The following is a 19,248-nucleotide window of genomic DNA, read 5'->3' as shown; positions in this document are numbered from 1 at the left end:
GCGCAGTCGGGGGCAAGAGGCACGAAGTTGGTTTTCAAGCGCAGGGATCCGTTGACTTGGGGCGAATGGCTGCGCGAGCAGGTCTATCCGCGGTCCGGCTTCAAGCGCGCCACCCGCTATGTCGTCTACCGGATGCGGCGGCTGCCGGATCGACCGCACCGGGTGGCGCGCGGAGTCTTTGCGGGGTTCTTCATCGGGTTCCTGCCGCTGCCGGGGTTGCAGTTCCTGGCAGCCTGGGTTGCCGCCCGGCTGCTGCGCGGCAATGTGCTGGCCGCACTTCTGGGCACCTTCAACACCAACCCGGTCACGACCCCCTTCTTCGCGGTGCTGGCGATGACGCTGGGCCACTGGATCATGGGGATCGAGGCGCCGCTGAACGCCCACTACATCGGCAGGGCCTTCGCCGAGGCCGGGCATGACCTGTGGTTCAACTTCATGGCGCTGTTCGGCCCGCAGAAGACGCAATGGGACGGGCTGATCCAGTTCTGGCACGAAATCTATGTGCCCTATTTCATCGGCGCGCTGGGCCCGGCGATCATCCTGTCGGTCGCCGCCTACTACATCACCATCCCGCTGGTCGAAGCCTACCAGAAGGCGCGCGCGGCCACCGCGCATGAACGGGCCGAGCGGCGGCGGAAGATGCGCGCCAAGCTGGCCGAAGCCGCGGCCAAGCTGAAGCTGCGCGGCGAGAGGGGCGGCGACGAGGCCGATGACGACGCGCCGGGAAGTCCCTAGACTGACGGCGGATCCAGCGAAGGGCGGTAAGGGCTATGACACTACGGGACAGCGGAAAGCTGCGGCTTGGGGTCAACATCGACCATGTGGCCACTGTGCGGAACGCGCGCGGTTCGGCCTGGCCCGACCCGCTGCGCGCCGCACTTCTGGCGGAAACGGCGGGCGCGGACGGGATCACCGCGCATCTGCGCGAGGATCGCCGCCACATCCGAGATGCCGACATCGAGGCCCTGATGGCGGCGCTGACGGTGCCGCTGAACTTCGAATGTGCCGCGACAGAGGAGATGCAGGCGATCCTCCTGCGCCACCGACCGCATGCCGTCTGCCTCGTTCCCGAACGCCGCGAGGAGCGGACGACCGAAGGCGGCCTCGACGTGGCCGGCGACGAGGCGCGGCTGCGCGACTTCATCGCGCCCCTGCGCGAGGCGGGGTGCCGGGTCAGCATGTTCATCAGCCACGACCCGCGGCAGATCGAGGCCTCGGCCCGGATCGGCGCGGCGGTGGTGGAACTGCACACCGGGCTTTATTCCGATCTGCATGCCGAAGGCGAGTTCGCCCTGGCCGACCGCGAGCTTGCCGCGCTGCGCGCGGGCGCGGAATTGGCGGCAAACCTGGGGCTTGAGGTCCATGCCGGGCACGGGCTGACCTACGAGAATGTCGAACCCATCGCCGCGATCCCCGAACTGATGGAGCTGAACATCGGTCATTTCCTGATCGGCGAGGCGATCTTCCGCGGCCTCGGCCCGGCGATCGAGGAGATGCGCCGCCGCATGGATCTGGCGCGTGGGCTGGTCTGAGCGCCTGGCCCCGGCCCTGCGGGCGGCTCTGGCGGGCATGGCGCTGGCCGGACTGGCCGGGGTTGCGGCCGTTGCGGACCCCGTGACGGTCACGCCGTGCGGCGACTACCGATCCGATGTCCGCAATGTGGCCGAACCCTGGGAAGCCAACACCCGAACCTTCGCCAGGGGCGAAATCCGGCTGGTGGTGATCGACACGGTCGAGCCGGCGGCGGCGGCGCTCTACCTTCTGATCCTGCATCCGCCGCGCGACGAGCTGGGCAGTCCGATGTGTTCGGTGGTCACCTCGGCAGAGGGCCTGGGCTTTGCCGACATGGGGCTTGGACCGGCAAAGGCCATCTATGACCCGGCGCGCGGCTTGACGGTGAGCCTGCCGGTCTCGCAGGCCGATCCGATGGGGGCAGGCTTCGACGAGGGCTGGCTGTCGGTGACGATCAACCAGGCAACCGGCGTGGTGACGGCGGTGGTGCAATGATCCTGGGCATCGGCACCGACCTGGCCAACATCGAGCGGATCGAGGCCGTGCTCGCCCGCCATGGCGAGCGGTTCAGGAACCGCGTCTTCACCGCGGTCGAGCAGCGCAAGGCGGAAGGCCGGGCGCGGGCGGTGGCGGCGACCTATGCGAAACGCTGGGCTGCGAAGGAGGCCTGTTCCAAGGCGCTGGGCACCGGCCTGCGCATGGGGATCGCCTGGAAGGACATGGCGGTGACCAACCTGCGCTCGGGCCAGCCGGTGATGCATGTCACGGGCTGGGCGGCCGACCGGCTGCGGGCGATGACGCCCGAGGGCCACGAGGCGGTGATCCATGTCACCTTGACCGACGACCACCCCTGGGCGCAGGCGTTCGTGGTGATCGAGGCCCGGCCGCTGCGCGGTCAGGGGGACTTGCGCGGCTGAAAGGCTGTGGCACCATGCCGCGCTTGGACGCCGTCGGGGATGCCGTCGGGCCGGCGGGGAGGAGGGGCATGATCGGATCTTCCGCAGGCAAGGCGGCGCGGGCGGGACTGATCGCCCTTGGTTGCCTTGCGGGGGCGGGGGCGCTCTGGGTCTGGGGGCGGCCCTGGGTGCTGGACATCAACGATCCGGCCTTCAATCCGATGCTGTTCCTGATCGTGCTTCTGGCCACGGTCGGCCTGTGGCACGGGGCCGCGGCGGCGTTGTCCGCCCTGCGCCAGCGCGCCTTCGGGGCGGTCGTGCTGGAGATTGACGGCCCAGGCCATCTGCGCCCCGGAAGCCCGCTGTCCGGTCGGCTGCGCAGCGCCCGACCCGTCGCCGCGACCGGCCCCTTCCGGTTGCTGCTGACCTGCCATGACGTGCACATGTTCGAGGACAACGAGGACGGCCCGCGCCTGCGCTCGTTTCCGGTCTGGAGCCACGAGATCGAGCTGCCCGCCGCCTCGGACACGCAGCAGGGCCTGGCCTTCCGCTTCGATGTGCCGCGCCGGGTAGGTCCCGATCCGGTGCCGGAGGGCCGGCGCCGTGCGAAGGCCGCCCGGGTCGCGCCCGCGCCGCCCGGCGCAAGGCAGACGATCCTGACCAATGTGCCCCCGGTCGATCGGGTCTGGACCCTGACCGTGACCGCCCCGGTGCGCGGCCCGGATTTCCGCGCCGAGCTTCACGTCCCCGACAGCGCCATTCCCCGCCGGGCGCGCTTGCCTTGACTTCGCCCCGCGCTTGCGCGCAAGAAGCGGCAAAGCACATGAGGCAGGACAGGCAATGGCGAGCAGGGACAAGGGCGATGGCGGCATCGTCGAGACCATCAAGACGGTGTTCTGGGCCCTGGTCATCGCGATCGGGTTCCGGTCGGTGTTCTTCCAGCCGTTCTGGATCCCGTCCGAGTCGATGAAGGACACTCTGTTGATCGGCGACTTCCTGTTCGTCAACAAGATGGCCTACGGCTATTCGCGCTATTCCTGCGAGATACCCTTCACCACGATCAGCCTCTGCCCCTTCGAGGACCGCTTCCTCGGCTCCGAGCCCAAGCGTGGCGACGTGGTGGTGTTCCGGCATCCCACGGCGGGCACCGACTACATCAAGCGGCTGATCGGCCTGCCGGGCGACAGGATCCAGATGAAGGAGGGGATCCTCTACATCAACGGGGTCGAGGCACCGCAGACGCCGGATGGCGTGTTCGAGGAGGTCTACGAACCCCAGGGCCCGATGCGCAACCGCCCGCGCTGCGAGAACGGCGCGGTGGGCGAAGGCGGCATCTGCAAGAAGTCCCGCTTCATCGAGACCCTGCCCGAGGGTCGCCAGCACCATGTGCTGAACATCGACGCCAACGGGCCCGGCGACAACACGGATGTCTTCACCGTGCCCGAAGGCCATTACTTCGTGATGGGCGACAACCGCGACAATTCCACCGACAGCCGGTTCTCGCAATCGGTGGGCGGGGTGGGCTACCTGCCGGCGAAGTACCTGATCGGCCGGGCGGACCGGATCATTTTCTCCTCGGCCGGGCGCAGCCTGTTCTATGTCTGGACCTGGCGGGGCGACCGCTTCTTCAAGGCGATCGAGTGAGGCTTGCGGCCGACCTCCTGGCCTTCCAGGCCCGGTTGGGGCATCAGTTCCGCAAGCCCGAGCTTCTGGTGCGCGCGGTGACACATGCCTCGATCGGCAGCGCCACCCGGCCCGACAACCAACGGCTCGAGTTCCTGGGCGACCGGGTGCTGGGCCTCGTCATGGCCGAGGCGCTGCTGGCCGCCGACCCCGAGGCGCGAGAGGGGCAGCTTGCCCCGCGCTTCAATGCGCTGGTGCGCAAGGAGACCTGCGCCGATGTCGCGCGCGAGGTGGGTCTGGGCGAGGTGCTGAAACTGGGGCGGTCCGAGATGCTGACCGGCGGTCGCCGGAAGGAGGCTCTCCTCGGCGACGCGCTGGAGGCGGTGATCGCGGCGGTCTACCAGGACGCAGGCTTCGAGGCCGCGCGGGCGCTGGTGCTGCGGCTTTGGGGCGAGCGGATCGCGGCGGTGGAACCCGACGCGCGGGACGCCAAGACCAGTTTGCAGGAATGGGCCCAGGCGCGCGGGATGCCGCCGCCGGTCTATGAGGAGGCCGGGCGGTCCGGCCCCGACCACGCGCCGGTCTTTACCGTGCGGGTGACGCTGGCCAACGGCGCGACCGAGGCGGCCAGCGCCGGGTCGAAGAAGGTGGCCGAACAGGCGGCGGCCAAGGCGCTTCTGGACCGGCTTGCGGGCGGGGAAGCCGACTAATCGGGCAAGCCCGCAGGTGGCATCCGCCCCTTCTGACGGGCATCGCAGCGCCAGAGCTTGCGGCGGATGCCTGGTTGCTCCAGCCCGGCGTACTTCCCGCCCGAGAATTTGCGCCAGTCGATGGCCATGCCGGCCCGTACCATCTCGGCCGACAGGTCGCGGCCGTCAGGCAGGTAGCAGGTTGCAACGGTCCTATCATGCGACAGGTCTCCATCGAAGACCGCACGGATCTCCTGCCCCTTGCAGAGATTGACCAGGGTCCACTTGGCGTTCTTTCCGTAGGGATGGTCCATTTCAGGGGCGTCGATGCCCGCCAGGCGGATGCGCGTGCCGCCGATGTCGATGGTGTCACCGTCGATTACCCAGGCGCGTCCGCGCAGCTCTTGCACCTCGACGATCTGGACATGTGTCGTCTGCCTGACCGTGACGGCAGGCGGCCGGCGCGGGATGCGCTCCTCGATGACCGATGTCTCACGCTCGACGACGACCAGCTTCGGACGACTGGATCGGGAAAAGGCACGCAGAAGGAGACGAAGAAGACCCATGGCAAACGAATCCAAGGCATTATGTTTGCAGGATGACGCGCCTGGGCCGTTATGCAACTGGCAATTCCGGCGGCTTTTCTCTATGGCCCTGCCATCAATGAAGGGCTAGTCTCACCACATGACCACACGCGCAGGCTTTGTCGCCCTGATCGGCGAACCCAATGCCGGGAAATCGACGCTTCTGAACCGGATGGTGGGGGCGAAGGTCAGCATCGTCACCCACAAGGTTCAGACGACCCGCGCGCGCATCCGCGGGATCGCGATGGCGGGCGAGGCGCAGATCGTCTTCGTGGATACCCCCGGCATCTTCCGCCCCCGTCGCCGGCTGGACCGCAGCATGGTCAAGGCGGCCTGGGGCGGGGCCTCGGATGCCGATGTCGTCGTCCTTCTGATCGAGGCGCACCGGGGCCTGACCGAAGGCGCGCTTGCCATCATCGACCGGCTGAAGGACGAGATGCCGCAGGGCAAGCCCGTTGCCCTCGCCATCAACAAGATCGACCGGGTCAAGGCCGAGACCCTGCTGGCGCTGGCCGAAGAGGCGAACAAGGCCTTTCCCTTCGCGAAGACCTTCATGATCAGCGCCGAGCGTGGCCACGGTGTCGAGGACCTGCGCGACTGGCTGGGTTCGGTCCTGCCGGAGGGCCCCTGGTTCTACCCCGAGGACCAGATCGCCGACCTGCCGATGCGGATGATCGCGGCCGAGATGACGCGCGAGAAGCTGACCCTGCGCCTGCATGAGGAACTGCCCTACCAGCTGACGGTCGAGACCGAGAAGTGGGAGGACAAGCCCGACGGCTCGACCCGGATCGACCAGGTGATCTATGTCGCGCGCGAGGGCCACAAGGGGATCGTCCTGGGCCACAAGGGCGAGACGATCAAGGCCATCGGCCAGGCGGCACGGGCCGAGATTGCGGACTTCCTTGGCCGGCCCGTCCATCTGTTCCTCCAGGTCCGGGTGCGCCCGAACTGGCTGGACGAACCCGAGCGCTATTCCGAGATGGGTCTGGATTTCAAGGACGGCGATGCGTAGGAGCGCAAGAATTGCCGGCGAAAATTCCTGGGCCGGACGGGGCTGAATGCAGCCGCGTCTGGCAGCGGGACTCTGGGTCGCGGCCTATCTGAAGCGGCTCGCGCTGGCGGACATCCCGGCCTATGTGACGGCGAAGGGCGATGCAGAGGCGGGCGCGGTGGTGGTGAAGGTCGCGCTCCTGGATGGCACGGCGCGGGCCTGGGAGCGGCGGTCCGACATCCTGAGCGGCGCGCGGGCCTGGTTCCTGCTGGCCGAGGGGCCGGAGGCCGAGGTGGATGCGCTGGTCGCCCGCACCCGGGCCCGCGACCCCGACCTCTGGGTGATCGAACTGGAGGACCGCCAGGGACGGACGCTGCTGGACGAAGAGGGTCTGTCGGACTGAGCGCGTCCCGCTTGCGCCGGCCGCGCCCCGCGCCGATAGTCCGGCGCATGGACTGGCGCGACGAGGGCGTGATCCTGGCCATGCGCCCGCATGGCGAGACCGCCGCGATCATCGAGGTGCTGACGGCCGGGCATGGCCGGCATGCGGGCGTGGTGCGCGGTGGCGCCTCGCGCCGGATGGCGCCCGTTTTGCAGCCGGGCACGGGCGTGCGGCTGGACTGGCGGGCGCGGCTGGACGAGCATCTGGGGGTCTTCACGGTCGAGCCGGTGCAGAGCCGGGCGCATCTTCTGGAAGACCGGCTGGCGCTGGCGGGGCTCCTGTCGGCCTGCGCCCTGCTGCGCGCCGCCCTGCCGGAACGCGAGCCGCATCCCGGGCTCTGGTCCGAAACGCTGACCCTTCTCGACGCGCTCGGGGCCGAGGGCTGGACCGCCACCTACCTGCGCTGGGAACTGCGACTGCTGGAAGAGCTGGGCTTCGGCCTCGACCTGACCGCCTGCGCGGTGACGGGCGCGCGGGAAGGGCTGGCCTTCGTCAGCCCCAGGACCGGGCGGGCGGTGACGCGCACGGGCGCGGGGGACTGGGCCGACCGGCTGTTGCCCCTGCCGCCGACGCTGGCCGGGACCGGGCCGATGGACGCCGGGGACCTTGCGCAGGGGCTGCGATTGACCGGCCATTTCCTTGACCGAGGGCTGCGACCGATCCTGCAGGACCGGCCGCTTCCCGAGGCGCGCTCGCGGCTGGTCGACCTGATCGCCCGGCAGGCCTGAACCGACCGGACATGTCGCCTTTGTGACAGACGGAACCCGGACCCGCCCGTCCAACTGGCGCCATGGCCTACCGTTACATTCCGCTGGCGCTGCGCCACAGCCCGACCCCGAGGATCGAGCATTTCGCGCTGCTGTCGGGCCTCGATGCCTCGATCCGCGGCATGCTGATCTCGACCATGCCGCTGGTGGTCTATGACGCGCTGGGCGATGCGCAGGCGACCTCGGTGGTGTTCTTCGTCGCGGGGATCGTGGCGCTGGTCTGGGGGCTGATGGTGCCCTGGGCCACGCGCTGGATCCCGAGGCGCTGGGCCTATACCGGGGGGGTCTGCCTGTATCTGGTGGGCAACACGCTGGGGGCCATCGGCACGGTCTGGTCGGTGCCGCTGGCGCTGATCTGCAACGCGATGGCCACGGTCACGATCTTCGTCTGCCTGAACGCCTATGTGCTGGACTATGTGGACCGCGAAAACCTCGGTCGCAGCCAGTCCACCCAGATGGTCTATGCCGCCGCCCCCTGGGCCATCGGGCCGATGACGGGGGTCTGGCTGTATCATCACGGCCATGCGCTGCCCTTCCTGGCCTCTGGAGCCTTTGCGGCCATCCTCCTCGTCAGCTTCTGGGTGCTGCGGCTGGGCAACGGCAAGCAGATCGCGCGGGCGAAGCGGCCGGCGGTGAACCCCCTGGGCTATCTCGGCCGGTTCTTCAGCCAGCCGCGGCTGATCGCGGGCTGGATGTTCGCGGTGATGCGCAGCTGCGGCTGGTGGGTCTATGTCGTCTATCTGCCGATCTTCTGCATCGAGGCGGGCCTGGGCGACAAGGTGGGGGGCATCGCGCTGTCGATCACCAACGCAACCCTGTTCGCGGCCCCCGCGCTGAACCGGCTGGCGCGCCGGCTGTCGGTGCGCCGGTCCGTCCGGCTGGCCTTCGGCGCCTGCGGGACGCTGTTCCTGGCAGCGGGGCTGCTGGCCTTCCTGCCCTGGGTGACGGTCGCGCTGGTCATGGCGGCCTCGATCTTCCTCGTCACGCTGGACGTGGTCGGGGGCCTGCCCTTCCTGATGTCGGTCAAGCCATCCGAGCGCACCGAGATGTCGGCGGTCTATTCCAGCTTCCGCGACGTGTCCTCGATCCTGACGCCGGGCCTCGCCTGGCTGGTGCTGTGGGTCGCGCCCCTGCCGGGGATCTTCGTCGCGGCCGGGCTGGGACTTCTGGCGTCCTGGGCGGTGGCGGGGCAGCTGCATCCCCGGCTGGGGGTGGTGCGACCCTCGCGCGGGGGGGCGTGAGGCGATCCTTCGCGACTTCAACCTCTCGTCACGGGGTGCACGGGGCGAGGAGGAGACGCAGTCGAACGACGAGCGGCTGCTGGTCAGGCCCAGACCTTGCCGTTCCTGACCAGCCAATCGGCCGCCGCCAGCAGCGCCGCCTTGGGCGCTATGAACTCCATCTCCATTTCCTTGACCGCACGCGCGTTCGACACCCGCTCCAGATGGCCGAGCTTGGGCAGGATCGAGCGGATGTCAGGGTCGAACAGCGCCAGGAACCGGACCAGGGCCTTCGGCGCCTCGCGCGTGGGGATGCGGCGGGCCGGGTAGGCGGCCTTCAGCGTGCGGCCCATGTCCACGAAGGCCATAGAGCCGGACGCCGCAATATAGCGCCGCCCCTCGGTCTCGGGGCGTTGCAGCGCGCGCAGATGCATCTCGGCCACGTCGCGGACATCGACGACGGGCAGGCCCAACGGAGGCAGCATCGGATCCTTGCCCTTGAGGAACCGTTCGATCAGCGCCAGGGACGAACCGTAGTGTCCGTCCAGCGGCGGCCCGAGGACGAGGCCGGGGTTGATCGTGGTCAGGCGCAGACCGCGGGCCCTGGCGATCTCCCAGGCGGCACGTTCGGCGAGCGTCTTGGACTTGGCATAGGGCGTGGTCGTGGGCAGGTGCACATCGCACCAGTCGGCCTCGTCCTGAAGCGTATCCGGCTTGGATTCGTTCAGGACCGCCGCTGTCGATGAGGTCAGCACCACCCGCGTCACCCCGGCCGCCGCCGCCGCCTTCAGGACGCGCTCGGTGCCCTCGACCGCCGGGCGGATCACCGTGGCGGGATCATTGGGCTGGGCGATGGGGAAGGGAGAGGCGGTGTGGACCAGGGCCGTCACGCCCTGCATGGCCTCGGCCCAGCCGGCATCGGATTCGAGATCGGCCTGGACGAAGCCAAGCGCGCCGGCCGTTTCGGTGAGATAGGGGGCAAGCGCAGCCCGAACCTCGTCGGCGCGGTCCATACGGCGCAGCGTTCCCCGGACCGCGTAGCCGGCGTTCAGGAGCTTCAGCGCGACCTGCTTGGCGATGAAGCCGGAGCTTCCCGTCAGAAGAACGGTCCCTGCCATCCGGTCGCCCTTGTCTTTGCGCTGTCAACCTGCACCCGATATGGGTCAGTCTGACAAGGCGACAAGCCGGTGGCAACAGGCTACTCGAGAAGGCGGCGCGCGATCACCTGAGCCTGGATCTCGGCGGCGCCCTCGAAGATGTTCAGGATGCGGGCATCGCACAGGATCCGGCTGATCCGGTATTCCAGCGCGAACCCGTTGCCGCCGTGGATCTGGAGCGCGTTGTCGGCGCTGGCCCAGGCCACGCGGGCGCCCAGAAGCTTGGCCATCCCGGCTTCGAGGTCGCAGCGCTTGTCGTGGTCCTTCTGCCAGGCTGAGAAATAGGTCAGCTGGCGGGCAATCATGATCTCGACCGCCATCATGGCCAGTTTCGACTCGATGCGCGGGAACTCGATCAGGCTCTTGCCGAACTGCTTGCGGTCCTCGGCATACTGCATCCCCGTCTCCAGCGCCGATTGCGCGACGCCGATCGCCCGCGCCCCGGTCTGGATGCGGGCGCTCTCGAAGGTCTGCATCAGCTGCTTGAAGCCCTGGCCTTCGACCTGGCCCAGAAGGTTCTCGCCCTTCACCCGGAAGTCGTCGAAGTTGACGGTGTATTCCTTCATGCCGCGGTAGCCGAGCACCTCGATCTCGCCGCCCGACAGGCCGGGATCCACAAAGGGCGTCTCGTCGGTGCCGGGAGTCTTTTCGGCGAGGAACAGCGACAGGCCGCGGTAGTCGGTGGTGCCCTCGACCGACCGCGCGAGGACGGTCATGACATGGGTCCGGGCCGCGTGGGTGATCCAGGTCTTGTTGCCGGTGATGATCCAGTCGTCCCCCGCCTTCCGCGCCCGGGTGCGCAAGCTGCCAAGGTCCGAGCCGGTGTTCGGTTCGGTAAAGACCGCCGTGGGCAGGATTTCCCCGGAGGCCAGGCCGGGCAGCCATTTCGCCTTCTGCTCCTCGGTGCCCCCGCAAAGGATCAGCTCGGCGGCGATTTCGGACCGGGTGCCGAGGGAGCCAACGCCGATATAGCCGCGGCTGAGTTCTTCGGAGACGACGACCATCGACGCCTTCGACAGGCCGAAGCCGCCGTAAGCCTCGGGAATGGTCAGACCGAAGACGCCCATCCCGGCCAGTTCCTCGATCACCTCCATCGGGATCAGCTCGTCTTTCAGGTGCCAGTCGTGGGCACGGGGGATGACCTTCTCGTCGGCATAGCGGCGGAACTGGTCGCGGATCATCTCCAGTTCCTCGTCCAGCCCGGTGGCCCCGAAGGTCGCCCGCCCATGGTTGTCGCGCATCAGGGCCACGAGGGCGTGGCGGGCCTCCGGCGTGTTGCCCTGAGCCATCAGTCTGGCTGCGGCGGTGCCGGGGCTCCAGGTCATCCCGAGGTCGGAGAGGCGGGCGAATTCGGTCTGGCTCATCGGGATGCCGCCCGAAATCTGGGCCAGGTATTCCCCGAAGCCGATCTGCAGGATCAGGGTCTCCATCTCGCCCAGTTTCCCGGCCTCCGCCAGCCGGTCGGCCCAGGCGTTCAGCTGGCGCAGGGCCTCGACATAGGTTGCCAGCCAGGCGAGCGCATGGGCCTGGTATTGCCGGGCTTCGAGCGCCAGGTTCGACACCTTGCCCCCGGCAGAGACCTTCGCCCTCAGCCCCTCGCGGGCGGCCGCGAGAAGCGCCTCGATCTCGGGTAGCGCGGCCTTGGTCAGCGTCTTCAGGTCGGAAAGGATCGGGCTCTGGGTCATCGGCTGTCCATCGGGCATGGGTCGGCTCCAGCGAGATTCTGCACCTGCGAAGGGGTAGCGCCTTCGCAACGGCAGAGCAACAAGATTTCAATCATGCTTCCAGTAAGGATCGAAAATGTCGCAGACGTTTTCAGGAGATCGCGCCGCAGGCTTGCGCAATCCCGGGGAGGGCAGCAGCAGGGACGACCTCGAATTCAACGCTATAGAGGCGCTTTTCCCAGGCCCAGGCTTCAAAGCGCCAGATGCCGGGGAGAAGTTCGTCCTCGCGGTCAAAACGGAAGAAGCCGAACTGGTCGCCCATGTCGGTGAAGCTTGACTGCCAGGTTTCGGGGGTGGTGGCACCGGGACGGTAAACGCGCATTTCGCCCGACAGGGACAGGCCCGGGGTCAGTCGCGACTTGACTCCGAAGGCGATGCCGATCCGTGCGGGGACGACGCGGACGTCGGGCCAGTGGAAGTCGATTTCACCATCAGGGACGTGAATCCAGCCCGACAGCGTGCCGGGGGCTGGTCGCTGATCCATGGCTTGCAAGGCGCAGAAGACGCCCGCTTGCAGGCTGGCGACCTCGGGTCCGGTCTGGGGTGCGGCGGGCTCGGCGCCAAGCGGCGCGGAGAGGGCAAGGAAGAGTGTCAGCGCAAATGGTCTCATTCGGGACTCCCGGGCCTTTCCCCCGCCGCCCGACTGCGCCACAAGGGGCCGGAAAGGGCAAGTCATGTTCGATCTGGTCTCTGGCGGGCTATCGGGGCAGGCGTTCGCGGCGGCGCTGGCGGTGACCCTGTTTGCGGGCTTCGTCAAGGGCGCGGTGGGCTTTGCCATGCCGATGATCCTGGTTTCGGCCTTTGCGGTCTTCCTGCCGCAGGACCTGGCCCTGGCCGGTCTGATCCTGCCGACGCTGGTAACGAACCTCAGCCAGGCGTTCCGGCAGGGCGCGGGTCCGGCGGTGGACACGGTGCGGGCCTACCGGCGCTTCCTTGTGGCGACGGTGGGATGCATCGCCGTCTCGGCGCCCTTTGCCGATGTGATCCCGCGGGCAGTCTATCTCCTGATGCTGGGCATCCCGATTTCCGTCTTTGCCGCGCTGCAACTCGCGGGAAGGAGCTTGGCGATTCCGCTGCGCAACCGCAGGGGGGCCGAATGGGCGCTGGGGGCGATCGGCGGGCTTTACGGCGGAGTATCGGGCATCTGGGGGCCGCCGCTTCTGGTGCTCCTCCTGTCCACCGGGGCGGACAAGCTGACGATGATCCGCGCGCAAGGGGTGGTGTTCCTGATCGGGGCGTTGGCCTTGCTGGTCTCGCATCTGGGGACCGGGGTGGCCAACCTGCAGAGCCTCGCCTTCTCGGCGGCGCTTGCGATCCCGGCGCTGGCGGGGCTTTACGCGGGCTACCGGGTGCAGGACCGGCTGGACCAGGCGCGGTTCCGGCGCTGGACCCAGGGACTCCTGGTGCTGACCGGGCTGAACATGGTCAGGCTGGCGCTGATGTGACCGCTCGTCGATGACTTCGTCACTCCTCGCTGGCGGCCAGCGAAGAGGAGACGAAGTCGAACGATGAGCGTTGGTCAGCCGATGGCGGCGGCCTTCACGTCGGCGTCGATGAAGGGCACATACTGGGCGAAGTTCTTCTGGAACATGGCCACCAGCTTTGCCGCCTGTGCGTCGTAATCATTCGCACTGGTCCAGGTTTCGCGCGGGTTCAAGAGGCCCTCGGCCACACCGGGGACCGAGACCGGCACGTCGAAGCCGAAGTTCGGATCGCGGCGGAATTCGCCCTTGGCCAGCGAGCCGTCCAGTGCGGCGGCCAGAAGCGCGCGGGTGGCCCGGATCGGCATCCGCCGCCCCGTGCCGTAGGCGCCGCCGGTCCAGCCGGTGTTCACCAGCCAGCACGAGGCGCCGTGCTTGGCGATCTTCTGTTGCAGGAGCTTGCCGTACACCTCGGGCCGACGCGGCATGAAGGGCGCGCCGAAGCAGGTAGAGAAGGTGGGCTGCGGCTCGGTGATGCCACGTTCGGTTCCGGCGGCCTTGGAGGTGAAGCCGGAGAGGAAGTGATACATCGCCTGCGCGGGCGACAGCCGCGCGATGGGGGGCAACACGCCGAAGGCATCGCAGGTCAGCATCACCACATGGCGCGGATGGCCGCCAAGCCCGGTGGCGCTGGCATTCGAAATCGCTTCGAGCGGGTAGGCGCAGCGGGTGTTCTCCGTCAGGCTGCGGTTGGAAAAGTCCAATTCCAGTGTTTCGGGGTCATAGACCATGTTTTCCACCACGGTGCCGAAGCGGTGGGTGGTGGCGTAGATCTCGGGCTCGGCCTCGGGCGAGAGGTCAATGGTCTTGGCGTAGCAGCCCCCCTCGAAGTTGAAGATGCCGCGATCCGACCAGCCGTGTTCGTCATCGCCGATCAGCGTGCGGTCGGGTGAGGCCGAAAGGGTGGTCTTGCCGGTGCCCGACAGGCCGAAGAAGACGGCCGCATCGACCGGATTGCCGATGGCGTGGTTGGCGCTGCAATGCATCGGCATCACGCCCTTTTCCGGCAACAGGTAGTTGAGGACGGTGAAGACCGCCTTCTTGTTCTCGCCCGCGTAGGCGGTGTTGGCGATCAGGACGGTCTTTTCGTCGAAGTTCAGGACGATGGCGGTTTCCGTCCGCGTGCCGTGCCGGGCCGGATCGGCCTTGAAGCTGGGCAGGTTGATGACCGTCCATGCCGGGGTGAAACCGTCCAGTTCCTCGCGCGCAGGGCGGCGCAGCAGGTGGCGGATGAAAAGGCCGTGCCAGGCAAGCTCGGTCACGACGCGCACGTCGAGCCGATGGATCGGATCGGCCCCGGCGTAGAGGTCCTGCACGAAGACCTCGAGTCCCTGCATGTGCGCCAGCATGTCGGCCTTGAGTCGGTCATAGGCCTCTGGCGCCATTGCGGCGTTGTTGTCCCACCAGATCGTGTCTTCCGTGGTCGCGGTGCGGACGACGAACTTGTCCTTGGGCGAGCGCCCGGTGAACTGGCCGGTGGAGCAGAGGAAGGCCCCGCCGCGACCGAGGCGGCCCTCGCCCCGGACGACTGCGGCCTCGACCAGCGCTGACTCGGCATAGTTGTAGTGGGCTACCGCCACACCCGTAATGCCTTGCGTCTCGAGCGTCTGGTTGGGGTTCACGCGTCCCTGGGTCATCCTGCAAGCTCCCGTTGCCGCAAGCCGCTTGCGGCTGTTCAGATGGGTCGGCATCCGGGCCAATGAATGCCGTGACAAACCCTTGTGGGGGTCGGCCATGAAGGGCCTATAGCATGGGATTTTTGCACGGGAATAGCGTGTTTTCAAACAGTTAGCGCAATCATTCCGGCGTTAGCGCCACCATGTGACTGCAAAGGCCGATTGTCGGCAGGATTGTCGAGAACATGGGCGAAATTGCCACCACCACGGGCATTGTTTCCGGGGTGATTCGGATTTCTGTTGATTATCCGGGTCGCAAACCCGAAAATGCTTGCAAAATAACGACAAGGCAGCTGCAGCAGTAAACAGGAGGCACGAAGATGTCCCGCATCGCGCTGGTCGACGATGACCGGAATATCCTGACCTCGGTCGCCATGACCCTGGAAGCCGAAGGGTTCGAGGTCGAGACCTACAACGACGGCCAGTCCGCATTCGAGGCTTTCAGCCGCCGGATGCCCGACATGGCGGTCCTCGACATCAAGATGCCGCGCATGGACGGCATGGATCTGCTGCAGCGCATGCGGCAGAAGACCTCGATCCCCGTGATCTTCCTGACTTCGAAGGACGACGAGATCGACGAGGTTCTGGGTCTGCGCATGGGCGCGGACGACTATGTCAAGAAGCCCTTCAGCCAGCGCCTGCTGGTCGAACGGATCCGCGCGCTCTTGCGCCGGCAGGAGGCGATCAACACCGGCGAGGCCGCGGCCACCGAAGAGACCCGGATGATGGAGCGGGGTAACCTTCGCATGGACCCTCTGCGCCATTCGGTGACCTGGAAGGGCAAGGAGGTCGCGCTGACCGTGACCGAGTTCCTGCTCTTGCAGGCTCTGGCCCAGCGGCCCGGATTCGTGAAATCGCGGGACCAGCTGATGGACGTGGCCTATGACGACCAGGTCTATGTCGACGACCGCACCATCGACAGCCACATCAAGCGCCTGCGCAAGAAGATGCGGTCGGTCGATGAAACATTCTCGGCCATCGAGACGCTCTACGGCATCGGCTACCGCTACAACGAAGAGTGACGGCCGCCCGAGATGACCACGGCCCCCAGGCTCAACCCCAATGACGTCCGGCCCAAGCGGTCGGGCGACGTTCTTCTGGGCGAGGACTGGGTATCGCCGGATGCCACTGTCGAGCGGCTGAAGGAAGGCCGCAGCGGGCGCAGCATCGTCGGGCTGAACCGCTCACCGCTGGCGCGCAAGATCATCGTGTTCAACCTGACGGCGCTGGTCCTGCTGGCCGTGGGCGTCCTGTTCATGAACCCGTTCCGCGACAGCCTGGCCCTGCAACGCCAGCTGGGCATGGTGCGGCAGGCCGAGCTGATCGCCTCGGTCTACGAGGCGCATCTGCGCACGGGCAATACCGGCTTCGACTTCCGCGTGCCCTTGCAGGACATCGAGCTTGACCCGGTGCTCGAGGTTTTCGTCTTCGATCCGACCGGCCGGCTTCTGGCCTCGCGTGTCGGGCAGGGGACCGGGACGCTGGTGCCGAATCCGGGTCAACCCACCTTTCTGACCGACTTCCTTGAAAGCGTCTGGGATGTCGTCACCCTGCTGTTCCGTCAGGGTCGGCAACCCGTGACCGAGACGATCGACCCGGCCGACAATGCCCGGGCCGCCTTCGAGGGCGCACGCGGCGGCGACGTGGTGACCCTCATCACCCGGAACGGCGAAGGCAGCATGTATTTCACCGTGGCCACGCCGATCTCGGTCGCAGGCGACCTGGTGGGTGTGGTCGCCATTACCTCGGACAGTCAGGAAATCGACCGCCTGGTGCGTTATGAGCGCGAACAGGTATTGCAGATGTTCCTTCTGGCCGTGGTCCTGTCGATCAGCCTCAGCCTCATGCTGGCCTCGACCATCTCGAACCCGCTGTCCGACCTGGCCGCTGCCGCCGAGGTGGGCCGCGACCGCGACTCGCGCCGGGTTGCGCCCAGCCGCGTCCGCATCCCCGACCTGGCCGCCCGGCCCGACGAGATTGGCCGGCTGTCGGTCGCCATGCGTGGCATGGTCTCGGCGCTGTACGATCGGATCGACGCCAACGAACAGTTCGCCGCCGATGTGGCGCACGAGATCAAGAACCCGCTGGCCTCGTTGCGGTCAGCAGTGGGCTCCTTGCGCTTCGTCAAGAAGGACGAACACCGCGACAAGCTTCTGGATGTCATCGAACACGACGTGCGGCGTCTGGACCGGCTGGTCAGCGACATCTCGAACGCCTCGCGGCTGGATTCGGAACTGGTGAAGGAGGAGGAAGAGGAGTTCAACCTTCTCAAGACCCTGTCGAACCTCTGCCAGTACCTGTCGCAGCAGGCGGGCGAGAAGGGCGTCGATTTCATCATCGACCTGCCGCCCGACCCGATCATCATCCACGGGCTCGAGGCGCGGCTGGCGCAGGTCTTTGTCAACCTCGTGACCAACGCGATCTCTTTCTGCGAGGACGGCGATGCGGTCCGGGTCTGGGCCCGGCGGCGCGAGAACCGGGTGCTGATCGTTGTCGAGGATACCGGGCCGGGCATCCCGGAACAGGCGCTGACCAAGGTGTTCAAGCGGTTCTATTCCGAACGCCCGCAATCCGAGTTCGGCAAGCATTCCGGCCTTGGTCTTGCCATCTCCAAGCAGATCGTCGAGGCGCATGGCGGCGTGATCTGGGCCGAGAACATCCGTCCCACCGCCGCCGACCCGACATCCGACCCGCTGGGCGCGCGCTTCGTCGTCGGCCTGCCGGTGTGAGCGGAGCCGGCGAGACCCTGCATGCCACCTGCGTTGCGGTGGGCGACCGGGGCCTTCTGATCCTCGGGCCGTCGGGGTCGGGAAAGTCGGCGCTGGCGCTGCGGCTGGTCGCACTCGGGGCCCTGCTGGTGTCGGACGACCGGACCCGGGTCGAGCCCCGCGATGGCCGGCTCTGGGCAAGCTGTCCGAACCCCGACCTGGCCGGGCTGATCGAGGCGCGCGGGGTCGGAGTGCTGCGCGCCCCCGCGCAGGCCGCAGCGGCCCTGGACCTGGCGGTGGATCTTGGCCGGATCGAAGCCGACCGTCTGCCGCCGCGTCGCACCGTCACGATTTCGGGACAGCCGCTTCCTCTTGTGCTGCACGCGCGAAACGACCATTTTCCCGAAGCGATCATGCTCTATCTTCGCCATGGACGAGAGGCATGACCGCCACGGAACCCCGCATGACGCCAGACCCTGCGATGGATCATCACCTGTTATTCGTCACCGGCCCCTCGGGCGCCGGGCGGACAACGGCGATCCGGGTGCTGGAGGATCTGGGCTACGAGGGGATCGACAACATTCCCCTGTCGCTGGTTCCGCGTCTGGTCGAGGGCGCGCCCCTGGGCCGGCCGATCGCGCTGGGCCTCGATGTGCGCAACCGCGACTTCAACACGACCTCGCTGATCGAACTTATCGACCGGCTGACCCGCGACCCTAGGGTCGGGCTGGAGGTGCTGTATCTCGACTGTGCGCCGGGCGTGCTGATCCAGCGGTTCTCCGAAACCCGCCGCCGCCATCCGCTTGCGCCCGACGAGACGCCGGCGCAGGGGGTGGACCGCGAGATCGACCTTCTGGCGCCGATCCGGGTTCGGGCCGATCACCTGATCGACACCACCGACCTCACCCAGCACGACCTGAAGGCCGAGATCGCCCGCCGGTTCGACGTGGGCGCGACGGGACGGCTGTCGGTCTCGGTCCAGTCCTTCAGCTACAAGCGCGGCGTGCCGAGGGGCATCGACATGATCTTCGACTGCCGCTTCCTGGCCAATCCGCACTGGCAGCCTGCCCTGCGCCCGCTCGACGGCCGTGATTCGGCGGTCGAATCCTTCGTGCGCGCCGATCCGCGTTTCGCGGAGTTCTTCCAGAGGGTGAAGGACCTGTTGCTGTTTCTCCTTCCGGCCCATCTGGACGAGGGCAAGGCGCATCTGGCAATCGGCTTCGGCTGCACCGGAGGGCAACACAGGTCCGTTGCCATGGCCGAAATGGTCGGTTCCGCGCTTGCAGAGGCGGGCTGGCCGGTGTCAAAACGACACCGGGAACTGGAACGCAAGGCTGCGGCGATGCAGCCGGACGGAATGAAGGTGGCGGGCGCTTGATCGGAATCGTGATCGTGGCTCATGGCGGTCTGGCGCGCGAATATCTTTCGGCGGTGGAACATGTCGTCGGCCGGCAGGACGGCGTCCGCGCCATTTCGATCGAGGATGACCACGACCGCAGCGCCAAGCAGGCGGAAATCTGCGCAGCCGCCGACGATGTCGACAAGGGTCAGGGCGTGGTGCTGGTGACCGACATGTTCGGCGGCTCGCCCTCGAACCTGTCGCTGCCCGCCTGTGCAGCCTCGGGGCGCCGGATCCTCTATGGCGCGAACCTGCCAATGCTGATCAAGCTGGCCAAGTCGCGCGACTTGCCCGTGCCCGAGGCCGTGGCCGCCGCGCTGGACGCGGGACGCAAGTATATCAACAGCCTCGACCTTGGCAGCGGAGCCTGAGGGACGTA

Annotated in this window: 22 protein-coding genes; 17 read left to right on the top strand and 5 right to left on the bottom strand. The window is 67.6% G+C overall.

The window, feature by feature from the left end; genetic code table 11:
* The first annotated feature begins 27 nt into the window (after positions 1-27).
* From FL625_RS12260 to rnc, 7 genes are all read left to right on the top strand, one after another.
* Entirely contained in the window at positions 28-735 is a 708-nt protein-coding gene (locus tag FL625_RS12260) for a DUF2062 domain-containing protein (protein ID WP_149588962.1), read from the top strand.
* 35 nt (positions 736-770) lie between these two features.
* A complete protein-coding gene (locus tag FL625_RS12255; RefSeq protein ID WP_149588961.1) occupies positions 771-1,532 on the top strand; it encodes a pyridoxine 5'-phosphate synthase in 762 nt (253 codons plus the stop codon).
* The gene (locus tag FL625_RS12250; protein WP_149588960.1) at positions 1,519-2,007 is read left to right on the top strand and encodes a hypothetical protein; all 489 of its coding nucleotides are present in this window, start codon (positions 1,519-1,521) and stop codon (positions 2,005-2,007) included. The genes FL625_RS12255 and FL625_RS12250 overlap by 14 nt, the downstream gene beginning before the upstream one ends.
* The gene (gene acpS, locus FL625_RS12245; RefSeq protein WP_149588959.1) at positions 2,004-2,429 is read left to right on the top strand and encodes a holo-ACP synthase; all 426 of its coding nucleotides are present in this window, start codon (positions 2,004-2,006) and stop codon (positions 2,427-2,429) included. Before FL625_RS12250 ends, acpS begins: the two co-directional genes overlap by 4 nt.
* A 68-nt stretch (positions 2,430-2,497) precedes the next feature.
* On the top strand, positions 2,498-3,193 hold the full coding sequence (locus FL625_RS12240) for a hypothetical protein (RefSeq protein WP_149588958.1): 696 nt from the start codon (positions 2,498-2,500) through the stop codon (positions 3,191-3,193).
* A 55-nt stretch (positions 3,194-3,248) separates the two neighbouring features.
* The gene (gene lepB, locus FL625_RS12235; RefSeq protein ID WP_149588957.1) at positions 3,249-4,052 is read left to right on the top strand and encodes a signal peptidase I; all 804 of its coding nucleotides are present in this window, start codon (positions 3,249-3,251) and stop codon (positions 4,050-4,052) included.
* A complete protein-coding gene (gene rnc / locus FL625_RS12230) occupies positions 4,049-4,741 on the top strand; it encodes a ribonuclease III (RefSeq protein ID WP_149588956.1) in 693 nt (230 codons plus the stop codon). Before lepB ends, rnc begins: the two co-directional genes overlap by 4 nt.
* Here rnc and FL625_RS12225 read toward each other — a convergent pair.
* On the bottom strand, positions 4,738-5,301 hold the full coding sequence (locus FL625_RS12225) for a thermonuclease family protein (RefSeq protein WP_235019398.1): 564 nt from the start codon (positions 5,299-5,301) through the stop codon (positions 4,738-4,740). The two genes, rnc and FL625_RS12225, sit on opposite strands and share 4 nt — an antisense overlap.
* A gap of 103 nt (positions 5,302-5,404) precedes the next feature.
* Here FL625_RS12225 and era point away from each other — a divergent pair, with 103 nt between their 5' ends.
* From era to FL625_RS12205, 4 genes are all read left to right on the top strand, one after another.
* Positions 5,405-6,316, top strand: coding sequence for a GTPase Era (gene era / locus FL625_RS12220; protein WP_149588955.1), 912 nt, complete (start codon positions 5,405-5,407; stop codon positions 6,314-6,316).
* Between the two features lie 46 nt (positions 6,317-6,362).
* Positions 6,363-6,698: a DUF1491 family protein gene (locus tag FL625_RS12215; protein ID WP_149588954.1), complete on the top strand. Its 336-nt coding sequence runs from the start codon at positions 6,363-6,365 to the stop codon at positions 6,696-6,698.
* A 47-nt stretch (positions 6,699-6,745) separates the two neighbouring features.
* Positions 6,746-7,465, top strand: a complete 720-nt coding sequence (recO, locus tag FL625_RS12210) for a DNA repair protein RecO (protein ID WP_149588953.1) — start codon at positions 6,746-6,748, stop codon at positions 7,463-7,465.
* 62 nt (positions 7,466-7,527) lie between these two features.
* Positions 7,528-8,745 carry an MFS transporter gene (locus FL625_RS12205; protein ID WP_149588952.1) on the top strand — a complete coding sequence of 406 codons (1,218 nt, stop codon included), beginning with the start codon at positions 7,528-7,530 and terminating at the stop codon, positions 8,743-8,745.
* A gap of 83 nt (positions 8,746-8,828) precedes the next feature.
* Here the strand turns inward: FL625_RS12205 and FL625_RS12200 are convergent, their stop codons facing one another.
* From FL625_RS12200 to FL625_RS12190, 3 genes are all read right to left on the bottom strand, one after another.
* Positions 8,829-9,842: an SDR family oxidoreductase gene (locus FL625_RS12200; RefSeq protein ID WP_149588951.1), complete on the bottom strand. Its 1,014-nt coding sequence runs from the start codon at positions 9,840-9,842 to the stop codon at positions 8,829-8,831.
* A gap of 80 nt (positions 9,843-9,922) precedes the next feature.
* Complete coding sequence (locus FL625_RS12195) at positions 9,923-11,584, bottom strand: acyl-CoA dehydrogenase family protein (protein ID WP_149588950.1); 1,662 nt, start codon at positions 11,582-11,584, stop codon at positions 9,923-9,925.
* 112 nt (positions 11,585-11,696) lie between these two features.
* Positions 11,697-12,215, bottom strand: a complete 519-nt coding sequence (locus FL625_RS12190) for a DUF3859 domain-containing protein (RefSeq protein WP_160147776.1) — start codon at positions 12,213-12,215, stop codon at positions 11,697-11,699.
* A 64-nt stretch (positions 12,216-12,279) separates the two neighbouring features.
* Here FL625_RS12190 and FL625_RS12185 point away from each other — a divergent pair, with 64 nt between their 5' ends.
* On the top strand, positions 12,280-13,050 hold the full coding sequence (locus tag FL625_RS12185; RefSeq protein WP_149588948.1) for a sulfite exporter TauE/SafE family protein: 771 nt from the start codon (positions 12,280-12,282) through the stop codon (positions 13,048-13,050).
* 74 nt (positions 13,051-13,124) lie between these two features.
* Here FL625_RS12185 and FL625_RS12180 read toward each other — a convergent pair whose 3' ends face one another.
* Entirely contained in the window at positions 13,125-14,723 is a 1,599-nt protein-coding gene (locus tag FL625_RS12180) for a phosphoenolpyruvate carboxykinase (protein ID WP_149588947.1), read from the bottom strand.
* A 359-nt stretch (positions 14,724-15,082) separates the two neighbouring features.
* On the opposite strand from FL625_RS12180, the gene FL625_RS12175 reads away from it, so the two are divergent.
* Genes FL625_RS12175 through FL625_RS12155 form a run of 5 tightly spaced genes read left to right on the top strand, consistent with a single transcriptional unit; the run spans position 15,083 to position 19,240 of the window.
* On the top strand, positions 15,083-15,784 hold the full coding sequence (locus FL625_RS12175) for a response regulator transcription factor (RefSeq protein WP_149588946.1): 702 nt from the start codon (positions 15,083-15,085) through the stop codon (positions 15,782-15,784).
* A gap of 12 nt (positions 15,785-15,796) precedes the next feature.
* On the top strand, positions 15,797-17,491 hold the full coding sequence (locus FL625_RS12170) for a sensor histidine kinase (RefSeq protein ID WP_149588945.1): 1,695 nt from the start codon (positions 15,797-15,799) through the stop codon (positions 17,489-17,491).
* Positions 17,488-17,916: an HPr kinase/phosphorylase gene (locus FL625_RS12165; RefSeq protein WP_149588944.1), complete on the top strand. Its 429-nt coding sequence runs from the start codon at positions 17,488-17,490 to the stop codon at positions 17,914-17,916. Before FL625_RS12170 ends, FL625_RS12165 begins: the two co-directional genes overlap by 4 nt.
* Complete coding sequence (rapZ, locus tag FL625_RS12160) at positions 17,913-18,848, top strand: RNase adapter RapZ (protein WP_235019397.1); 936 nt, start codon at positions 17,913-17,915, stop codon at positions 18,846-18,848. The genes FL625_RS12165 and rapZ overlap by 4 nt, the downstream gene beginning before the upstream one ends.
* Positions 18,845-19,240, top strand: coding sequence for a PTS sugar transporter subunit IIA (locus FL625_RS12155; protein ID WP_149588943.1), 396 nt, complete (start codon positions 18,845-18,847; stop codon positions 19,238-19,240). The genes rapZ and FL625_RS12155 overlap by 4 nt, the downstream gene beginning before the upstream one ends.
* Positions 19,241-19,248: the final 8 nt, after the last annotated feature.

Origin of the sequence: Tabrizicola flagellatus (genome assembly GCF_008271465.1) — a bacterium.
GTDB classification, from domain to species: domain Bacteria; phylum Pseudomonadota; class Alphaproteobacteria; order Rhodobacterales; family Rhodobacteraceae; genus Tabrizicola; species Tabrizicola flagellata.
The sequence above is the reverse complement of the archived record's forward strand: the minus strand, read 5'-3'. Positions and strand labels throughout refer to the sequence as shown.

Coding starts and splice junctions, on each gene's coding strand:
- FL625_RS12255 (WP_149588961.1), top strand. CDS start 771: ATGACACTACGGGACAGCGGAAAGCTGCGGCTTGGGGTCAACATCGAC.
- acpS (WP_149588959.1), top strand. CDS start 2,004: ATGATCCTGGGCATCGGCACCGACCTGGCCAACATCGAGCGGATCGAG.
- FL625_RS12240 (WP_149588958.1), top strand. CDS start 2,498: ATGATCGGATCTTCCGCAGGCAAGGCGGCGCGGGCGGGACTGATCGCC.
- lepB (WP_149588957.1), top strand. CDS start 3,249: ATGGCGAGCAGGGACAAGGGCGATGGCGGCATCGTCGAGACCATCAAG.
- era (WP_149588955.1), top strand. CDS start 5,405: ATGACCACACGCGCAGGCTTTGTCGCCCTGATCGGCGAACCCAATGCC.
- FL625_RS12215 (WP_149588954.1), top strand. CDS start 6,363: ATGCAGCCGCGTCTGGCAGCGGGACTCTGGGTCGCGGCCTATCTGAAG.
- recO (WP_149588953.1), top strand. CDS start 6,746: ATGGACTGGCGCGACGAGGGCGTGATCCTGGCCATGCGCCCGCATGGC.
- FL625_RS12205 (WP_149588952.1), top strand. CDS start 7,528: ATGGCCTACCGTTACATTCCGCTGGCGCTGCGCCACAGCCCGACCCCG.
- FL625_RS12200 (WP_149588951.1), bottom strand. CDS start 9,842: ATGGCAGGGACCGTTCTTCTGACGGGAAGCTCCGGCTTCATCGCCAAG.
- FL625_RS12195 (WP_149588950.1), bottom strand. CDS start 11,584: ATGCCCGATGGACAGCCGATGACCCAGAGCCCGATCCTTTCCGACCTG.
- FL625_RS12190 (WP_160147776.1), bottom strand. CDS start 12,215: ATGAGACCATTTGCGCTGACACTCTTCCTTGCCCTCTCCGCGCCGCTT.
- FL625_RS12185 (WP_149588948.1), top strand. CDS start 12,280: ATGTTCGATCTGGTCTCTGGCGGGCTATCGGGGCAGGCGTTCGCGGCG.
- FL625_RS12180 (WP_149588947.1), bottom strand. CDS start 14,723: ATGACCCAGGGACGCGTGAACCCCAACCAGACGCTCGAGACGCAAGGC.
- FL625_RS12175 (WP_149588946.1), top strand. CDS start 15,083: ATGTCCCGCATCGCGCTGGTCGACGATGACCGGAATATCCTGACCTCG.
- FL625_RS12170 (WP_149588945.1), top strand. CDS start 15,797: ATGACCACGGCCCCCAGGCTCAACCCCAATGACGTCCGGCCCAAGCGG.
- rapZ (WP_235019397.1), top strand. CDS start 17,913: ATGACCGCCACGGAACCCCGCATGACGCCAGACCCTGCGATGGATCAT.